At 38.5% G+C, this 15,867-nt stretch carries 17 protein-coding genes; 6 read left to right on the forward strand and 11 right to left on the reverse strand.

Annotation, left to right across the window (positions count from 1 at the left end; all coding sequences use genetic code 11):
* Entirely contained in the window at positions 1-873 is an 873-nt protein-coding gene (locus ACNKXS_RS08690) for a hypothetical protein (protein WP_417920535.1), read from the forward strand.
* On the forward strand, positions 863-2,509 hold the full coding sequence (locus ACNKXS_RS08695; protein ID WP_417920536.1) for a M1 family metallopeptidase: 1,647 nt from the start codon (positions 863-865) through the stop codon (positions 2,507-2,509). The genes ACNKXS_RS08690 and ACNKXS_RS08695 overlap by 11 nt, the downstream gene beginning before the upstream one ends.
* Before the next feature lie 28 nt (positions 2,510-2,537).
* On the opposite strand, the gene ACNKXS_RS08700 is transcribed toward ACNKXS_RS08695, so the two are convergent.
* The 8 genes from ACNKXS_RS08700 to holA all read right to left on the reverse strand — a co-directional run bounded on the left by ACNKXS_RS08700 (position 2,538) and on the right by holA (position 10,214).
* Positions 2,538-3,857, reverse strand: a complete 1,320-nt coding sequence (locus tag ACNKXS_RS08700) for a M24 family metallopeptidase (RefSeq protein WP_417920537.1) — start codon at positions 3,855-3,857, stop codon at positions 2,538-2,540.
* A gap of 24 nt (positions 3,858-3,881) precedes the next feature.
* Entirely contained in the window at positions 3,882-4,412 is a 531-nt protein-coding gene (locus ACNKXS_RS08705; protein WP_417920538.1) for a CIA30 family protein, read from the reverse strand.
* A gap of 3 nt (positions 4,413-4,415) precedes the next feature.
* A complete protein-coding gene (locus tag ACNKXS_RS08710) occupies positions 4,416-5,510 on the reverse strand; it encodes an AMP-binding protein (RefSeq protein ID WP_417920539.1) in 1,095 nt (364 codons plus the stop codon).
* Positions 5,511-5,579: 69 nt separating this feature from the next.
* A complete protein-coding gene (locus ACNKXS_RS08715; protein WP_417920540.1) occupies positions 5,580-6,494 on the reverse strand; it encodes a CPBP family intramembrane glutamic endopeptidase in 915 nt (304 codons plus the stop codon).
* A gap of 7 nt (positions 6,495-6,501) precedes the next feature.
* A complete protein-coding gene (locus tag ACNKXS_RS08720; RefSeq protein ID WP_417920541.1) occupies positions 6,502-7,536 on the reverse strand; it encodes an o-succinylbenzoate synthase in 1,035 nt (344 codons plus the stop codon).
* Positions 7,537-7,538: 2 nt separating this feature from the next.
* Complete coding sequence (locus ACNKXS_RS08725) at positions 7,539-8,219, reverse strand: metal-dependent hydrolase (protein ID WP_417920542.1); 681 nt, start codon at positions 8,217-8,219, stop codon at positions 7,539-7,541.
* 87 nt (positions 8,220-8,306) lie between these two features.
* The gene (gene menA, locus ACNKXS_RS08730; RefSeq protein ID WP_417920543.1) at positions 8,307-9,209 is read right to left on the reverse strand and encodes a 1,4-dihydroxy-2-naphthoate octaprenyltransferase; all 903 of its coding nucleotides are present in this window, start codon (positions 9,207-9,209) and stop codon (positions 8,307-8,309) included.
* Entirely contained in the window at positions 9,210-10,214 is a 1,005-nt protein-coding gene (gene holA / locus ACNKXS_RS08735) for a DNA polymerase III subunit delta (protein WP_417920544.1), read from the reverse strand.
* Between the two features lie 83 nt (positions 10,215-10,297).
* Here holA and ACNKXS_RS08740 point away from each other — a divergent pair, with 83 nt between their 5' ends.
* From ACNKXS_RS08740 to ACNKXS_RS08755, 4 genes are all read left to right on the forward strand, one after another.
* A complete protein-coding gene (locus tag ACNKXS_RS08740) occupies positions 10,298-10,747 on the forward strand; it encodes a type I restriction enzyme HsdR N-terminal domain-containing protein (RefSeq protein ID WP_417920545.1) in 450 nt (149 codons plus the stop codon).
* Positions 10,744-11,742, forward strand: a complete 999-nt coding sequence (locus tag ACNKXS_RS08745) for a glycosyltransferase family 2 protein (protein ID WP_417920546.1) — start codon at positions 10,744-10,746, stop codon at positions 11,740-11,742. The genes ACNKXS_RS08740 and ACNKXS_RS08745 overlap by 4 nt, the downstream gene beginning before the upstream one ends.
* 90 nt (positions 11,743-11,832) lie before the next feature.
* The gene (locus ACNKXS_RS08750) at positions 11,833-12,678 is read left to right on the forward strand and encodes an OmpA/MotB family protein (protein ID WP_141877139.1); all 846 of its coding nucleotides are present in this window, start codon (positions 11,833-11,835) and stop codon (positions 12,676-12,678) included.
* Between the two features lie 127 nt (positions 12,679-12,805).
* Positions 12,806-13,858, forward strand: a complete 1,053-nt coding sequence (locus tag ACNKXS_RS08755) for a hypothetical protein (protein ID WP_417920547.1) — start codon at positions 12,806-12,808, stop codon at positions 13,856-13,858.
* A gap of 48 nt (positions 13,859-13,906) precedes the next feature.
* On the opposite strand, the gene ACNKXS_RS08760 is transcribed toward ACNKXS_RS08755, so the two are convergent.
* From ACNKXS_RS08760 to ACNKXS_RS08770, 3 genes are all read right to left on the reverse strand, one after another.
* Positions 13,907-14,743, reverse strand: a complete 837-nt coding sequence (locus ACNKXS_RS08760; protein WP_417920548.1) for an alpha/beta fold hydrolase — start codon at positions 14,741-14,743, stop codon at positions 13,907-13,909.
* Positions 14,744-14,845: 102 nt separating this feature from the next.
* On the reverse strand, positions 14,846-15,466 hold the full coding sequence (locus tag ACNKXS_RS08765; RefSeq protein ID WP_295179459.1) for an L-threonylcarbamoyladenylate synthase: 621 nt from the start codon (positions 15,464-15,466) through the stop codon (positions 14,846-14,848).
* Between the two features lie 55 nt (positions 15,467-15,521).
* On the reverse strand, positions 15,522-15,734 hold the full coding sequence (locus ACNKXS_RS08770; protein ID WP_141877135.1) for a hypervirulence associated TUDOR domain-containing protein: 213 nt from the start codon (positions 15,732-15,734) through the stop codon (positions 15,522-15,524).
* Positions 15,735-15,867 lie beyond the last annotated feature (133 nt).

Consider the following 15,867-nt stretch of genomic DNA (forward strand, 5'->3'; position numbering starts at 1 on the left):
ATGAAGAAACTGATAATTCTTTTAATCATAATGATGGCCTGCCAGGGATATGCTCAGGATACGATTGGTCTAAGACGTTCAAGGAAATACATTCCAAAAACGGCTTATCTCGCACAGTTCAAATCTATTCCTGATACTGTGGATGTTCGTTACATAAACGGCGATTCTATGGTCCAGGTGCCAATGGATTATGATCCTTTTCGCGGTAAGAAAAAGGTACGCTACGAACCTAAAGATTCGACTTTTCTCAACACCTACAAAGCGGTGGTATACGATACGGAAAACAAGGTTGATTCTTCTAGATTCATGCGTTACTGGAAAGATGAGCTTCGTATTTACTTTGATAAAAGTGTTCCTGAAGACGATGCAAGATTTCTCATGAATTTTGCGGAAAAACTATCCAGCGAAGTTGACTCTCTCAAAATTAGTCGGAATTTTATTAGGGAGAAGAGTAATTATATTGTCTATTATTTGAACGAAGATCACAAGACAGAACATGAACCTCGAATTGGCAATAAAAGTGGTTATTATGTAAGCTGGAATGGCAAAAGCCAGATCTATAAAGCTTCATTGAAAGTGAATACCGCGGTGGTTACCAATAATTTACTGAGAGAAAATCTATTGAAATACCATTTTTTCAAGTCCCTGGGATATTTCGCTTCCAGTAAGGATCTTCATTGTGAAAGTATCTTATCTGCCTGTAATTCTTATAGAAGATTATCTGATGAAGATCTGGAACTATTGAAGTATCATTACTCATATGGTGTTTGTAAAGGTCAGTCTTTAAAAAGTTTTACCCAATTAACCAATAGCATGCAGGAGAAACTGAAGGAGGATCCTAATGCTCAATTATTTGTTATCCATGCAGAATAAATTATTATTTGTCGGCTTGCTGGTCTCATTGTTCCTATCAGTGAACCTGGAAGCTCAGGTAGTTGGCTCAAATCATACTACTTATACTGAAGCTGATACTTTAAGGGGTTCGTTACGCCCTGAAAGATCCAATTATGATGTTACAAAATATCACCTTGATCTTAAAGTGAACCCGGAAGCACGGTCAATTGCCGGTAGTAATACCATACATTTTAAAGTTCTTGGCTCTCTGCCAGTGATGCAATTGGATCTATTCGAAAATATGCAAATAGACTCTATTGTATATCAAAACGCAAATCTGGAGTACACCCGTAAGTACAATGCGGTATTTGTAAATTTTGAAGAAGCTTTAAAAGAGAAAACTTCAGACTCTATTAAATTCTATTACCACGGAAATCCTGTTGTAGCTAAGAACGCGCCCTGGGATGGAGGTTTTGTCTGGGATACCGATGAAGACGGAAACCCATGGGTAGGAGTTGCAGTACAGGGAACCGGCGCAAGTCTCTGGTATCCTAACAAGGATCATCAAAGCGATGAACCGGATGCTGCTCAAATTGATATTGCGGTCCCAAACGGACTCATCAATGTTTCCAATGGTAGATTTACAGGTAAAGAAGAATTGAAAGATGGATACACGAAGTGGAAATGGGCAGTAAAGAGCCCCATTAACAACTACAATATCATGATCAATATTGGGAATTATACTCATTTCTCTGATAAATTTAAAGATCTTGACTTGGATTATTACGTATTACCATACAACCTTGAAAAAGCAAAAGAACAGTTCGAAGAAGTTCAGGATATGATGGCTTGTTTTTATGAAAAAATGGGTCCCTATCCTTTTGAGGAAGATGGATTTAAACTCGTAGAAACACCTTATTTAGGAATGGAGCACCAATCGGCTGTGGCCTATGGGAATAAGTATATGAAAGGTTACCTTGGAAATGATCTTTCCGGAACCGGAATTGGATTGCTTTGGGATTACATCATCATCCACGAATCTGGTCACGAGTGGTATGGGAATAGCATCACCGCTAAGGATATTGCAGATATGTGGATACAGGAAGGATTTACCAGTTATACTGAATCTATTTATGTAGAATGCCGTTGGGGTAAAGAAAAAGCTCAGGAATACTTGAAAGGGACAAGAAGAGGTATTAGTAATAACAACACAATCATTGGAGATTACGGCGTTAATTCTGAAGGTTCCGGAGACATGTATTTTAAAGGAGCAAATCTTCTGAATACCATCAGAGGTATTTATAATGATGACGAACTATGGTGGAATACTCTGAGAGACTATACGAGCACTTACAGACATAAAACCATTACTACAGAAGATACAGAGGCCTTTTTCGATAAAGCTACCAATGTGGATTTAAAACCGGTCTTCGATCAATATTTACGACATTCAGCATTACCGATATTACAACTAAAGCAAGGCGATGATCACTTCCAGTATCGATGGAAAGCAGATGTCATTAATTTTAGCATGCCTGTAGATGTTTTTATAGATGAAGAGGAGATAAGACTCGATGCCACTTCAGATTGGCAACGTATGGAAACCGGTGAAGAACTGGATGAAGTCATACTAAATGATTTGGAATTCTATGTTCGGGTATATAAAATTAAATAAAAAAAAGCAGCTTTTCAGCTGCTTTTTTTTATTCCGCAGAAGGATCGATAAGTATTAAAGATGTCTGTCTCTTATTTACGTATCGAAAGCCTTCTTTTCCCCAGAACCCTGCCTCTTCCAGCATAATTCTTATATCCTTATCCCATTCCGGAATGTTCACTTCAGTATTTAATTCAATTGCATAGGCCGTGTCCTCATAAAGTGGGTAGTCCCCAGTCCCGGGAACTCCGCCCTGTTGATCCCACATTCCAATGGTTGGTCCTGCAGAATGCCCGTAAAGCCCAAGTGGATGGGTATAGATCGAAGGTTTTAAACCTTCAGCTTTTGCCTTTTCCAGACTCGCAGCCAGAATTTCATTTCCTGTTCTGCCAGTTTTAAAATTTTCAGTAAGAATATCCTGCAACCTGTTTCCTTTTGCCAGGGCTTTCTGTAAGAATTGTGGAGCTTCGGTTTCGGTATTCTGAAGAATATAAGCCATTTGCTGGCAATCTGTATTTAAACCTAAATATGAAATTCCGAAGTCACAATGAAGCAGATCTCCTTTCAGAATAATATCGCTTCCATTTTCATTAGAGAATGCAGTGATATGATCTACAAGTTGCTCGTTACTCCTCTGAATATCCACGGTAGGATGAAACCAGGTTTCCAGTCCCAGATCGGTCACTTTTTGTCGTAACCACCAGACCACATCATCTGTAGTAGTTACTCCCGGCTCTATCACTTGAGTGCTAAAGGCTTCTTGAATGACCTCATGTGTTAGTTCCACCAATGAACTAAATAGCAGCATCTCTTTGAGGGTTCGGGTTTCTATCCATCCTACGGCAAGATCTTCCGCAGAGATCAACCTTGAATGATATTCTTGCGGCAAACTTTTTAGAAGTTCCTCATAATCGGTTTTAACCAATCCGTCTGCAAGACCATAATTCTCAGAAATATTGATCCCGATTTTTTCTGGATTGCGAGAGCTAATGATATCTGCGAGAGCCTTCCATTGATTAGGCTGCTTCTCCTTGTCCCAGGTAGACTTGATAGCATCGCCAATATCATAACGGGCAACCGCAAGCTTTTCTATAGAATCTCCTTTTCTGAAAAACACCAGCATGGTTCGCCTTCTCGCATTTAGCCAGGTGGAAGGCAGCATGGTTTTCATCACAGGGTCTTCATTATATTCTCTTGAAATGATCACCCACATATCAATTTCAGCTCGATCCATCAAGACTGGTAGAAGTTTATTAAATCGCTCTGCAAGTATTTCATCGCGAACAGAGGCACGATCTTTTTCTGAAAGTATTTGGGTATGAGCACTAAGAGTGAGCATACAAAGTATAAAACCTAGTAAATAACGCATAAGTATAAGATGATGGGAATGGATTTATTTCAGCCGAATATAGTCTATTAATAAACTGAATTCTTCATTTTTTTTATTGCCAATAAGAAAGGTGATTTCCTGTATGATATCGTGGTCCCAGTTGGGAATATCTAATTTTCTGCCTCGAAATCCAGGGTACATTTTTGCCAGATCCAACTCAATTTCCTGCCATTCTCCATTAGTAGAGAATTCCTGTATGTAGGAGTGACGATCGTTCAATTTATTCTTGAATCGGAATTGATAATTCTTACCATCCCCTTTAAGCCTTATCACTGCTTTGCTGAACTTCTTTACGCCTTCTACATTTAATCGATATCGAACTGAAGCAAAACCTCCATTGTTTTCAAGAGAAACATTACCGCTAAATCTGGCATGTCCTGCTTCTGTAAGACTGATCTCTGCACTGGATCTACCACCCATAACGCGATCTTCCACTACCACCCACTCACTAATTTTGGTATCGGAATTAAAATCGAAAATTAATTTTTCATTCACATTTAACAGGATTATAATGATAAGAGCAGTTCTAATCATGATTTAGGACACTTTGCTTTTCGCAGTATTTTCACGGTGAATCTTGCCGTTTGGAGTTTCTTCGAATTTAGCAATTAAATAGATCTTTCTTGGTTTCTCATATTTCCCAAGCGATTTCATATTCCCAACCATTTCCCTAAGCTCCGTTAGTCTTTCTTCGGAAAAATCATCTTCCACAAACATGACTACTTTTTCACCCAGAGCATCATCTGGCATAGAAGTGATGAAGAATCGATGATCGAGTTTCTTATTGATCTTACGTTCTATTTCTTCAGGAAATATCTTTATTCCTCCGGAATTGATCACATTATCATATCTCCCTTTCCAGATGAATTTTTTATAGGTTATGATCTCTACAACATCGTTGGTAACGATTTCATCATCCAGCACTTTTGGAGCTTTGATCACAAGACAATCGCGGTCGTCCTTAGTAATACTTACATTTGGTAATAATTTGAAGGCTTTTGATACTTTCTTCTTCGTAGGATTTAAACGTTTTGCAGCGATATGACTACAGGTTTCGGTCATCCCATAGGTTTCGTAAATTCTCGTATCCACGTCTACCAGCATTTTTCGCAATCTCGGTGAAACTGCTCCACCACCAATGATCAGCTTTTTGACCAGGTGCAGCCTGCCTATCGAGTTGTCCAGCTGGAACGGGGTCATTGCTGAAAAATCATAAACCTTGAACAATTGATCGAATGGACTTGAAGACGGTGGAACCGAATCGAGATCCCAACCTAAAAACATGGCTCTTACCAGCATCATTTTTCCTGCTATATAATCTACAGGAAGGCATAATAATGCTTTGGTATGGTTAGGAAGTTTAAAGAATTTTGAAGTCGCCAGCGCAGAGTTGATCATGTGCTCCTTGGTAAGCCTGATCTTTTTGGGCTTCCCGGTAGATCCCGAAGTATGTACTTCAATAAAATCTGTTGGTTTTAACCAGTCCAGCAGGAAATTACCAATTTGCTGTTCAAATGGCTCACCTTCCTTGATATAACTATAAGCGATATGCTTCAACTCGGCATTTGTGAAGTGCCGTTTGTTCAACCTAAAGTCAGGGTGAGTTTCAGGAATCTTGTAATTATTATTCATACTTCAAGCTAAATTGGACATTCACCGAATACTTAAAGTTAAGAATTTGCAATTAAATTCCTGAATATCCTAAGTAATTGTTACATTTTCAGGTCTTTTCACTCTTCCGAAGAGCTTTTCAGACCAGTTATTCCATTTATATTTCCTTGCAAAGATGAAAAGGAAGATAGGGTAAATGATTAAAACGGGAATTAATACATCCCATCCTGCAGAAGGTTCTGAGACATCCTTTAAGATAGAATTGGTCTGGAAGGCAGTCCAGTCTGCAGTAACAAGTAAGGCTGTAATTAGATTATTAGCAGCATGAAATCCTAAAGCAAGCTCCATTCCCTCATCCATCAGGGTCATGATCCCAAGCATAAAACCAGTTCCAATATAATAGATCATGATGATGTTACCCAGTTTGGTAACTTCAGGATTAAAATAATGTAAACCCCCAAAAATCACAGAAGTAAGCACCAAAGGGATCCACCTGTTTTTAGCAAGCACACCTATCCCCTGCATCAAATAACCTCTGAAGAAATATTCCTCAAAACTCGTTTGAATGGGAATCAGAAAAACTGAGATCAACAGCAAGTATAGAAAGGGTTCCCATTGAAAATTAAAGACATAATCCTGCGGATTCGAATAATAGTCCAGAACAGTAATCCCAATATTGAACACCGCCACCAGGGTAAACGCAAACCAGAATCTACTCCAATCTACTTTTTCCCGACTGGTGGTTAGAGTTTTAATTGGTTGCTTATGCACATATTTGACCCAAAGCAAGAGCCCGGCAAGAAATACAAGAAATGACAGCAAATTCTCGAAAAGCACCCTATTGGAACCTTTACTTTCAATTTGTTGTCGCATCATTTCATTCACATCCAGATCCAGCATTTCGACCGCTACATAATTGAGAGACATTAGGCCAAAAAACAGAATTGGAATCACAAGATATCTCCAGAAAGAATGTTCGTATTTGAACGCCTGCGCTATAAACATAATTTTATTAAAATTTAAAATCCCAGTTTACCTGAGGATCATATTGAATTTTACCAACCTGCACCAGCAACGGACTGGTAAAGTTATTTGTATACAAACCACCAGTTCCCAAACCTTGGGGAAGATCTGTATCCAGCGTGTAAGTCCACTGCGCAATTGCATTTAGCCCTACATTGCTTTCCAGTGCGCTGGTGATCCACCATTTCACCTGGTTAGATTCACAGATATCGATCCATTCCTGGGTACCTTTCATCCCACCGATCAAACTTGGTTTGTATATGGCATATTGTGGTTGTATAGTTTGTATCAGTTTGGCCTTTTCTGTTACATCTGTAATTCCTATCAATTCTTCATCGAGTGCAATCGGAATTGGCGTCTTTGAGCATAACTGACTCATCTCTGTTATTTGCCCTTGCTTAATTGGCTGTTCAATGCTATGAATTTCGAATTTTGAAAGCCGTTCTAGTTTTTGCAATGCTTCTGTTGGATGAAAAGCTCCATTTGCATCTACTCTTAACTCCATGGATTCTGCGGAAAAATTTTCCCGAATAGATTTCAGCAATTCAAGTTCAGTTTCAAAATCTATTGCTCCAATTTTCAGTTTAATACAACGAAAACCCTGCTCGATCTTTTCTGAAATTTGTTTTTTCATGAACTCCCTGTCCCCCATCCAAATGAGTCCGTTTATTGCAATATGATCCTTTCCCTGAGTAAATTCCGAAGGAAATAATTCAAAAGGAGTGTTTGATTCAAGGCTTTGAAAGGCCATTTCAACTCCGAACTGGATACTGGGAAATTCACGTAATTCTTCCCACAGCATTTCCTTTCCCAGGTTGATATTCTCACACACCCAATGTAGCTTATCTTCGTAATTTGGTCGATCATCATAACTTAATGATCTTAAAATTCCGCATTCACCTAACCCGTAGCGATTATTATCCTCTATCTTCAGGAACCACGTTTCTTTTTCAGTAAGAACGCCCCGGGAAGTTCCACTGGGGCGTTTGAATTCTAAAAGGTATCGTTTGTAAGAAGCTTTCATAATTATACTTCAACAGATTCACCAATATCTAGCAGTAAAAGATCTTTACCCTTGGCTGCAAATTTCTTTTTAGCATCATCATGGTCGATTTCTATAAAACCAAAGGTATCATAGTGACATCCAAGGATGCGATCACATTCGATGAAATCACTGGCGATGATCGCATCTTCCACACCCATTGTAAAATTATCGCCAATTGGTAGAACCGCGAGATCAATTTTAGTTCTCATGGGTATCAATTTCATATCGAGCGTCAAAGCTGTGTCACCGGCGATATAAATATTCCCGCTATCAGTTTCGATCACAAAACCGCCGGGTTGTCCTCCATATTTGCCATCTGGAAATGAACTGGTATGCAGAGCATTCACGTATTTCACTTTTCCAAAGTCAAAATCCCAGCTACCTCCGTGATTCATTGGATGTACCTCAAAGCCTTTATCTCCATAATGATTGGCGATCTCGTAATTACTAACGATCTTGGCGCCCGTATTTTTAGCGATTGCTTCAGCATCCAGCACATGATCTTCATGTGCATGGGTAAGCAAAATATAATCAGCTTTTAATTCTTTAATGTCTACTTTATCCTTGGATAGATCGTTCCCGGTAATAAAAGGATCTACCAGAATGTTCTTATCTCCAATTTCCAAAGCGAGGGTATTCTGCCCGTAAAATGTAATTTTCATAAAAAAAGTTTTTCGGTTTTTATAAAAATAAGGATTCAGCTAAATTCCTATAATTAGCTGACTATATAGTTTTGTTAAACTTAAACCTTAGAGCACAAGTCCTATCGCAAATAGAATGGAGATCCCAAAGGTGGAAAGCGCTACAATCTTTAGCTCTGGATCCAGATCTTTAGGGTTCTCATTTTTACCTACGCGTATTAAATGAAAAATGAGAGGAATAAAACCTACCAGATACATATAATCATCCAGTTCCCTGGACACCATTGCTGAATAGATCATCATAAAGAACAAAGCTCCAATAATTAACAGGTAATGGTAATTCTTCGCCTTTCGCTCTCCCAATTTCACCACCAGCGTATTTTTACCAGCTTTAGCATCTGAAATTCTATCCCGAAGATTATTAAGGTTGAGAACCGCGACACTTAAAAAACCAATAGCTACTGCCGGAAAGAAGCTTACAAAGTTGTGATTATGAGTATATAAAAAGTAACTACCATAGACGGCAACGAGTCCAAAAAATATAAAAACGAAAATATCCCCTCTACCGCGATATCCATAAGCAGAATTCCCGACCGTGTATTTGATCGCAGCGACGATAGCACCTATTCCCAATATTAAAAACACCAGCGCAGCGAGCCAGTTTTCGTCTTCAAAAGAAGCATAGATAAGTAATACGGCAAGTATAAAAGTTGCAATCGCGGTGATGACCATCGCACGAAGCATCTCCTTCTGGGTGATGATACCACTTTGCAAGGCCCGTATAGGCCCTATACGGTCCTCATTGTCGGTTCCTTTGACCCCGTCACCGTAGTCATTTGCAAAGTTTGATAAAATTTGTAATCCAAGTGTGGTTCCCAGAGCGAGACTAAAAATTGCGAGGTTGAATTGTCCTTGTTGCGCAGCGATACTACTACCTACAATTATCCCTGAAATGGATAATGGAAGTGTTCTCAGCCTTGCCGCACCAACCCAGGTTGAAAATTTGCTCATTTAATTCATGATTTTTACAAGAAGTTCTTTTAGAAGATCTCCCTGTGAAACATTTGCAGCGCCTACCCCTTTACTTTTCACATCAGTTTCGTGCAGATCACTAATCACCTTACTTACTTTTTTCATTGGAAAATTTCTCGCTGCAGTGATATAATCACCCACAAAATAAGGACTAATCCTTAGTTGCTTGGAAACAGCTCCTTTGGATTTGTCATTAAGGCCATGGTACTGCAGGATCTGGGAGAAATAGGAAAACAACAGACTAATGGTCACTACCAGTGGATTGTCTTTAGGATTCTGAGCAAAATAATTAATTATTCTATGAGCCTTCAAAGTATCTCTTTCTCCAATCGCCTTACGCAATTCGAAATTGTTGAAATCTTTGCTAATCCCGATATTTTCTTCGATGATCTCCGGACTAATAAGCGTTTCCTTCTTGCAAATAAGCTGAAGCTTTTGAAGTTCATTATCAATCTTCCCTAGATCTGTTCCCAGGAATTCAACCAGCATTTGAGAAGCTTTTGGAGAAATTGAATATCCCCGACTTTTCATTGTCTTCATGATCCAATCTCCCACCTGGTTCTCATATAGTCGTTTGCTTTCGAAAATAAGACCTGTTTTCGCAATAGTTTTATGCAGCTTCCGGCGCTTATCGATTTTCTTATATTTATAGCACATCACCAGTACTGTGGTTGGCTGAGGATTTTCAGCGTAATCTGCCAGTTTTTCGATAGTCCTGGAAAGATCCTGAGCTTCTTTTACGATAATTACCTGCCTTTCGGCCATCATGGGATACCGCTTGGCATTGCTCACGATCTCCTCGATGTTCGTATCTCTTCCGTAGAGGGTCATTTGATTAAAACCCTTTTCTTCTTCGGAAAGAAGATTGTCTGCGATATAATTCGAAATTCCGTCGATATAAAAGGTTTCCTCACCCATCAGGAAGTAGATAGGTTTAATATCACCTTGTTTAATCTCGTTTACAATTTTTCTGGCTTCGTCCATAGAGGAGTTTACGGCGATTTATGAATTGATGGAAAACTGAAGGCGATATTTTATCACTTAATAATCTTCATTACTTTTGAAAAATGCAGAAGCTGAATTTTCCATCCTACTCATTTCGGTTCAAAAATAATCAAAATAAAGTAGCTGTTTTTGACGATTTACGGAAAAAGTTTATCATCCTTACGCCTGAAGAATGGGTACGTCAACATACCGTTAAGTTTCTGGAAAAAGAAAAAAATTACCCGGTAAGTCTTATCAATGTTGAAAAGCAATTAAAGATCGCCGGTCTCACTAAAAGGTATGATGTGGTTGTGTTCGAGCCAGAAGGGAATATCCATATTATCGTGGAATGTAAAGCACCGAAAATTAAGATCACCCAGGACACGTTTGACCAGATCGCAAGGTATAACCTGAGCTTAAAAGCGAATTTTTTGATGGTAACTAACGGGATTGAACATTACTTTTGCCAGATGGATTATGAAAAGGAAACCTATATATTTCTAACCGAATTACCGGAATATCAACGAGCATGAATATAGCTGTAGTTATCCTGAACTGGAACGGGAAAGATCTGTTGAAAAAATTCCTGCCTTCGGTTATTACAAATTCTAAAGAGGCGCAAGTATATGTAGCTGATAATAATTCTACAGATCAATCTGTAGAATTATTAAAAAGCAGCTTCCCACAGGTACAAATTATTCAGAATAAATCGAATAATGGTTATGCCGGTGGATATAACCAGGCTCTAAAGTCGGTTTCTGAAGATATTATCATACTACTGAATAGTGATGTAGAGGTGACCAGGAACTGGCTGGTTCCAATAATGGAAATCTTTCAAAAAGAAGCAGATGTAGCGGCAATTCAGCCAAAGATCCTGGATTACAAGAAAAAGGATCATTTTGAATATGCCGGAGCAGCCGGTGGTTATCTCGACCAATTTGGATATCCCTATTGCCGGGGAAGGATCTTTCAGAAAATGGAGGAAGATATAGGACAGTATGATAATAACCATGAAATCTTTTGGGCTTCAGGTGCCTGCTTTGCCATTAGAAATTCAGTTTACCAGGAAGCTGGCGGACTCGACGAAGACTTTTTCGCTCACCAGGAAGAAATAGATCTCTGCTGGAGAATTCAGAATATGGGATATCACATAAAATATGCAGCAGATTCTATCGTTTACCACGTAGGTGGAGCGACCTTATCAAGTATGGATCCCAAAAAAACCTATTATAATTTTAGAAATGGTCTTTTTTTACTGCTGAAAAACCTTCGATCAAGAGATTTACTCCCAATATTATTTGGAAGAATGATCCTCGACGGAGTTGCTGCCATTAAGTTTTTGAGCGAAGGAAAAGTGGATCATTTTACGGCAATTTTAAAAGCTCATGGCAGCTTCTATTCATCATTTAACAAGATAAGAAAAAAGCGTCCAGATCATTTTAAAATTGAGCGATATTATGAATTGCGTTCTATTGTGTATCAACATTTTATACTTAAAAAGGCCCGCTATAATGAACTGGAAAAATAATATAAAAAGGAAATGTTAAAATAGCTTTCCACCTTGCTATTTTTTTGATATTTTTGGCCTCTAAACAATTTAAAATTTAAGAAACTAGTTATGAAAAAAATCATGCTAATGTCGGCTACCGCGGCCCTTTTGCTATCTTCATGTGTTTCACAGAAAAAATACAATGAACTTGAAACAAAACAACGTGAAACTCAGGATCAATTAAATACTGCTACAGTAAAATTAAACTCCTGTCTGGATGAAAAAGAGCGTCTAAATAGCCAGGTTGCAAATTTAAATAATACAAATGCTGCGTTATTGAACAACGTTGGGAACTTGGCAACGCTTTCTAAGAAAGAAGCTGAGAACATGGAACGTTCTTTGGAAAGTATTAAAGAAAAAGACCTTGCAATTCGTTCTATGCAAGATGCTATGAACAAGAAAGATTCTGTAACTCTTGCTCTTGTAACCAGTCTTAAGGGAGCTCTTGGTAACCTGAATGATGAGGATATCGAGATCAATGTTGAGAAAGGTGTTGTTTATGTATCTATTTCAGACAAATTACTTTTCGATAGCGGTCGTTACAACGTAACATCCCGTGCGAAAGAAGTTCTTGGTAAGGTAGCTACTGTTGTAAACAACAAGCCAAATATCGAATTCATGGTTGAAGGTCATACAGATGACAAAGCTATTAGTACTTCTATGTTCGAAGATAACTGGGATCTAAGTGTGAAACGTGCAACTTCTGTAGTACGTGTTCTTCAGGATGAGTTTGGTGTTGAGCCAGCCCGTATGACTGCTGCAGGTAGATCTTACTATGTGCCACTTGCAAGCAACGAAACTGCTGAAGGTCGTGCTAAAAACCGTAGAACAAGAATTGTTGTTCTTCCTAAACTTGATCAATTCTACAGTATGATCGAAGATGGAATGGAGAAAGCTAGTTCTCAGTCCAACTAATTAGAATCCTTTTCTATATATCAAAGCCTCTGCATTGCAGGGGCTTTTTTATTTATCAGTTTTAACATCTGATCTTCAGCAATTTATCTTATTTTAGTAGTATTCCCTACTCTCTAAATCACTAATTATGAAAGCACTCAAAATTAGTAGCGGAATACTTTTTCTAGGTCTCTCCCTGTTCCAGGTATCCTGCTCCTCGGAAACTATTAAAACTAAGACCGAATCAAAAGGTAACATTACTACCTCAGCTGAGTTTGAAATTAGAGGAATTGATCTCAACTCTTACGAAATTCTTGCTGAGATCGAATATCTTCCGGTTAAGAATAGCACCTGCGAAATCACTTCGTTTCAAAATCTACTTCAGAAGAATTTTGAGATTTTAATTCAAGATCCATATTTTGATATTGATATAGCCTTTTATTTAAGAGACCTGCATAGAAAATATGTTACTCATTATATAGGTCCAAATTATTACGGTAGCGATGGACAATATAATCATCTAGAAGCTAAGCGATTACGAGAACTTCAGAAATTCTGGCAGCTTGACCGGCAGATCTATTTAAATGGACAGCATACCGCAACCCTGGAAGATCCAAAGCAATTAGCTGATATGATCGAAAGTTTTGATCGTAGCATTCGCAATGCTACAGAAGCCAGAATTAAAGCATTGCAGATCATTGAAGCTTATGAGAAAAGCAGGCAGATCCCGGAAAACACTTTCTTTGCCCTCGATGCATTTACCAGATCAAATGGTCTTCTGGTCATAAGTGATGGTATTTTGCAGTTACTGGAAGAGTCAGGGATTCCCGGAGAAATAGCCTTTAGCGGACTCCTTGCACACGAATGGTGGCATCAGGCTCAATTCGAGTACAATCTGCAATGGGAGAATGACTACACAGAAAATCCTGAGCTTTTGCGAGAATTAGAGGCAGATTTTGCAGCAGCTTATTTTCTGGGGCATAAAAGAGGTGCAACTTATAACTGGAAGCGCATCGAATCATTTTTCGACATGACCTATAATTCCGGAGATTGTTTTACTGAAAGTCCAGGTCACCATGGAACACCTGCTCAAAGACTAAAAGCTGCCCAAAGCGGTTTCGCATTGGCGTACTCTGAGAAAAAGAAAGGAAAACCAGGAAAGCCATTAGAAATACATACAGCTTTTTTGCAATCCATGTAATAAAAAAAGCCCTCGCTAGAGGGCTTCATTCATTTAGTTAATTATAGATTACTTCTTAAGAAAATCCACGAGTAACCTGTTAAACTCTGCAGTGTGAGTTAGAACAAGACCGTGTGGAGCATCCATCACCTCGTGGTATTCACTATTTGCAATCATTTCAGCACTCTTTTTTCCAGACATTTTAATAGGTACGACTTGATCTGCGGTACCATGAACAACCAGCGTAGGAATATCGAATTTCTTTAGATCTTCTCTAAAATCTGTTTTTCCGAACGAGTCTACACATTCCAAAGTGGCATTTGGTGATGCCTGGCATCCTATAGACCAGTAGTAGTGCGCCATATCTTCACTTATTCTATCTGCATTGTCTTCGAAGTTGAGAAATTGGTCTCCAAATTCTGATAAAAATCCGGGACGATCCTTTCTTAGATTCTTTTTGAAACCTTCAAATGTCTCTTCTTCCAATCCATCAGGATTATCGCCAGTCTTCAGCATAAATGGTGGCACTGCAGATATCAATGCCGCTTTGCTTAATTTAGAAGTTCCGTAGTTTGCGATATAGCGGGCTACTTCTCCTCCACCCATAGAAAAACCAACGATCGTAGCATCCTTAAGGTCTAATTTATTGATAAGATCATTCAAATCCTTTGCCAGCGATTCATAATCATATCCAGTCCAGGGCTTATCACTTGCTCCAAAACCTCTACGATCGTAGGCAATACATCTGAATCCTGCCTCAACAATAGATTCTATCTGGTATTCCCACATTCTATGACTTAAGGGCCAGCCGTGAATTAAAATTACCGGTTTACCTTCACCGTAGTCTTCATAATATAAATTAATAGGTTGCCCCTTAACTTTAGTTGTAGTTTCTAATATACTCATAACTTATTTTTTCTTTTAAGTTACTATCCTATAATGAGTTTAAAAAAACTTGATAAGGCTTTAATAGCGAATTAACTAGAAAGAGTGGGAAATCTTAAAATTTTACATGATTTCAAGGGAACCTTTTCCTTCCCGAATTACTTCGGGCTCTGGCGTTGTAAGATCGATTACAGTTGAAGCAACATTATCACCATAACCACCATCGATTACCAGATCCACCAGGTTATCCCATTTCTCACGAATCAATTCAGGATCTGTACTGTATTCCAGTACCTCGTCTTCATCCCTAATCGAGGTTGAAATAATTGGGTTCCCAAGTGCCTTGACTATCGCCTGACAAATCGAATTATCCGGAACCCTGATCCCTACTGTTTTTTTCTTTTTGAAAACACTTGGAAGATTATTTCCGCCCGGCAAGATAAATGTGTAAGGTCCAGGCAAACATCTTTTAAGAATCTTGAAGGTAGTAGTATCGATTTGTTTTACATAATCAGAAAGATTGCTAAGATCTTCGCAAACAAAGGAAAAATTAGCTTTTTCCAGTTTTACGTTCTTGATCCTGGCAATCTTTTCTAATGCACTATTATTGGTAATATCGCATCCCAACCCATAAATGGTATCTGTTGGATATATGATAAGGCCTCCTTTTTTCAGGACTTCTACTACCTTATTTATATGTTTTGGTGCAGGGTTTTCATCGTAAATTCTTAGAAGTTCAGCCATATTAGTATGTTTTTGATCTTCTTAAAATTAAGATATTCCGCGCAAATCTAAGGTCTTAGTCTGCCTTTTTAACTTCGCTTTCAAGTTTTAAAACATTGCTACCGTCTTCCTGTTCGATATACAATGCTTTGTTGCCTTCTTCTCCATCGCGGGTCACTTCATTTCCATCGATCGTACGGGTCACTTTCTTGGTAAATGTACTTTGCACTTTTCCTTCCGCAGTTCCATTTCCCCACTCCCATTTTACTTTACTTCCTTCTTTAATCATAACTTTTTTTTTCAAGATAATTCATAGATCAAATTTCCGAAGGAATTTAAATAAATTGCTAACAGTGTTTTATAAGAAGATTAACTTATTCCCGAAGAGGCATAAAAAAAGAGACCTAAAGCAGGTCTCTATA

The sequence above is a fragment of the Christiangramia marina genome (genome assembly GCF_048285865.1).
In the GTDB taxonomy this organism is placed as follows: Bacteria; Bacteroidota; Bacteroidia; order Flavobacteriales; family Flavobacteriaceae; genus Christiangramia; species Christiangramia marina.

Bases quoted from the DNA above. Each gene is read 5' to 3' on its own strand.
- ACNKXS_RS08770 (WP_141877135.1), bottom strand. From the start codon at position 15,734: ATGATTAAAGAAGGAAGTAAAGTAAAATGGGAGTGGGGAAATGGAACT.
- holA (WP_417920544.1), bottom strand. From the start codon at position 10,214: ATGGACGAAGCCAGAAAAATTGTAAACGAGATTAAACAAGGTGATATT.
- ACNKXS_RS08720 (WP_417920541.1), bottom strand. From the start codon at position 7,536: ATGAAAGCTTCTTACAAACGATACCTTTTAGAATTCAAACGCCCCAGT.
- ACNKXS_RS08760 (WP_417920548.1), bottom strand. From the start codon at position 14,743: ATGAGTATATTAGAAACTACAACTAAAGTTAAGGGGCAACCTATTAAT.
- ACNKXS_RS08740 (WP_417920545.1), top strand. From the start codon at position 10,298: ATGCAGAAGCTGAATTTTCCATCCTACTCATTTCGGTTCAAAAATAAT.
- ACNKXS_RS08725 (WP_417920542.1), bottom strand. From the start codon at position 8,219: ATGAAAATTACATTTTACGGGCAGAATACCCTCGCTTTGGAAATTGGA.
- ACNKXS_RS08765 (WP_295179459.1), bottom strand. From the start codon at position 15,466: ATGGCTGAACTTCTAAGAATTTACGATGAAAACCCTGCACCAAAACAT.
- ACNKXS_RS08710 (WP_417920539.1), bottom strand. From the start codon at position 5,510: ATGAATAATAATTACAAGATTCCTGAAACTCACCCTGACTTTAGGTTG.
- menA (WP_417920543.1), bottom strand. From the start codon at position 9,209: ATGAGCAAATTTTCAACCTGGGTTGGTGCGGCAAGGCTGAGAACACTT.
- ACNKXS_RS08690 (WP_417920535.1), top strand. From the start codon at position 1: ATGAAGAAACTGATAATTCTTTTAATCATAATGATGGCCTGCCAGGGA.
- ACNKXS_RS08695 (WP_417920536.1), top strand. From the start codon at position 863: ATGCAGAATAAATTATTATTTGTCGGCTTGCTGGTCTCATTGTTCCTA.
- ACNKXS_RS08755 (WP_417920547.1), top strand. From the start codon at position 12,806: ATGAAAGCACTCAAAATTAGTAGCGGAATACTTTTTCTAGGTCTCTCC.
- ACNKXS_RS08705 (WP_417920538.1), bottom strand. From the start codon at position 4,412: ATGATTAGAACTGCTCTTATCATTATAATCCTGTTAAATGTGAATGAA.
- ACNKXS_RS08715 (WP_417920540.1), bottom strand. From the start codon at position 6,494: ATGTTTATAGCGCAGGCGTTCAAATACGAACATTCTTTCTGGAGATAT.
- ACNKXS_RS08750 (WP_141877139.1), top strand. From the start codon at position 11,833: ATGAAAAAAATCATGCTAATGTCGGCTACCGCGGCCCTTTTGCTATCT.
- ACNKXS_RS08745 (WP_417920546.1), top strand. From the start codon at position 10,744: ATGAATATAGCTGTAGTTATCCTGAACTGGAACGGGAAAGATCTGTTG.
- ACNKXS_RS08700 (WP_417920537.1), bottom strand. From the start codon at position 3,857: ATGCGTTATTTACTAGGTTTTATACTTTGTATGCTCACTCTTAGTGCT.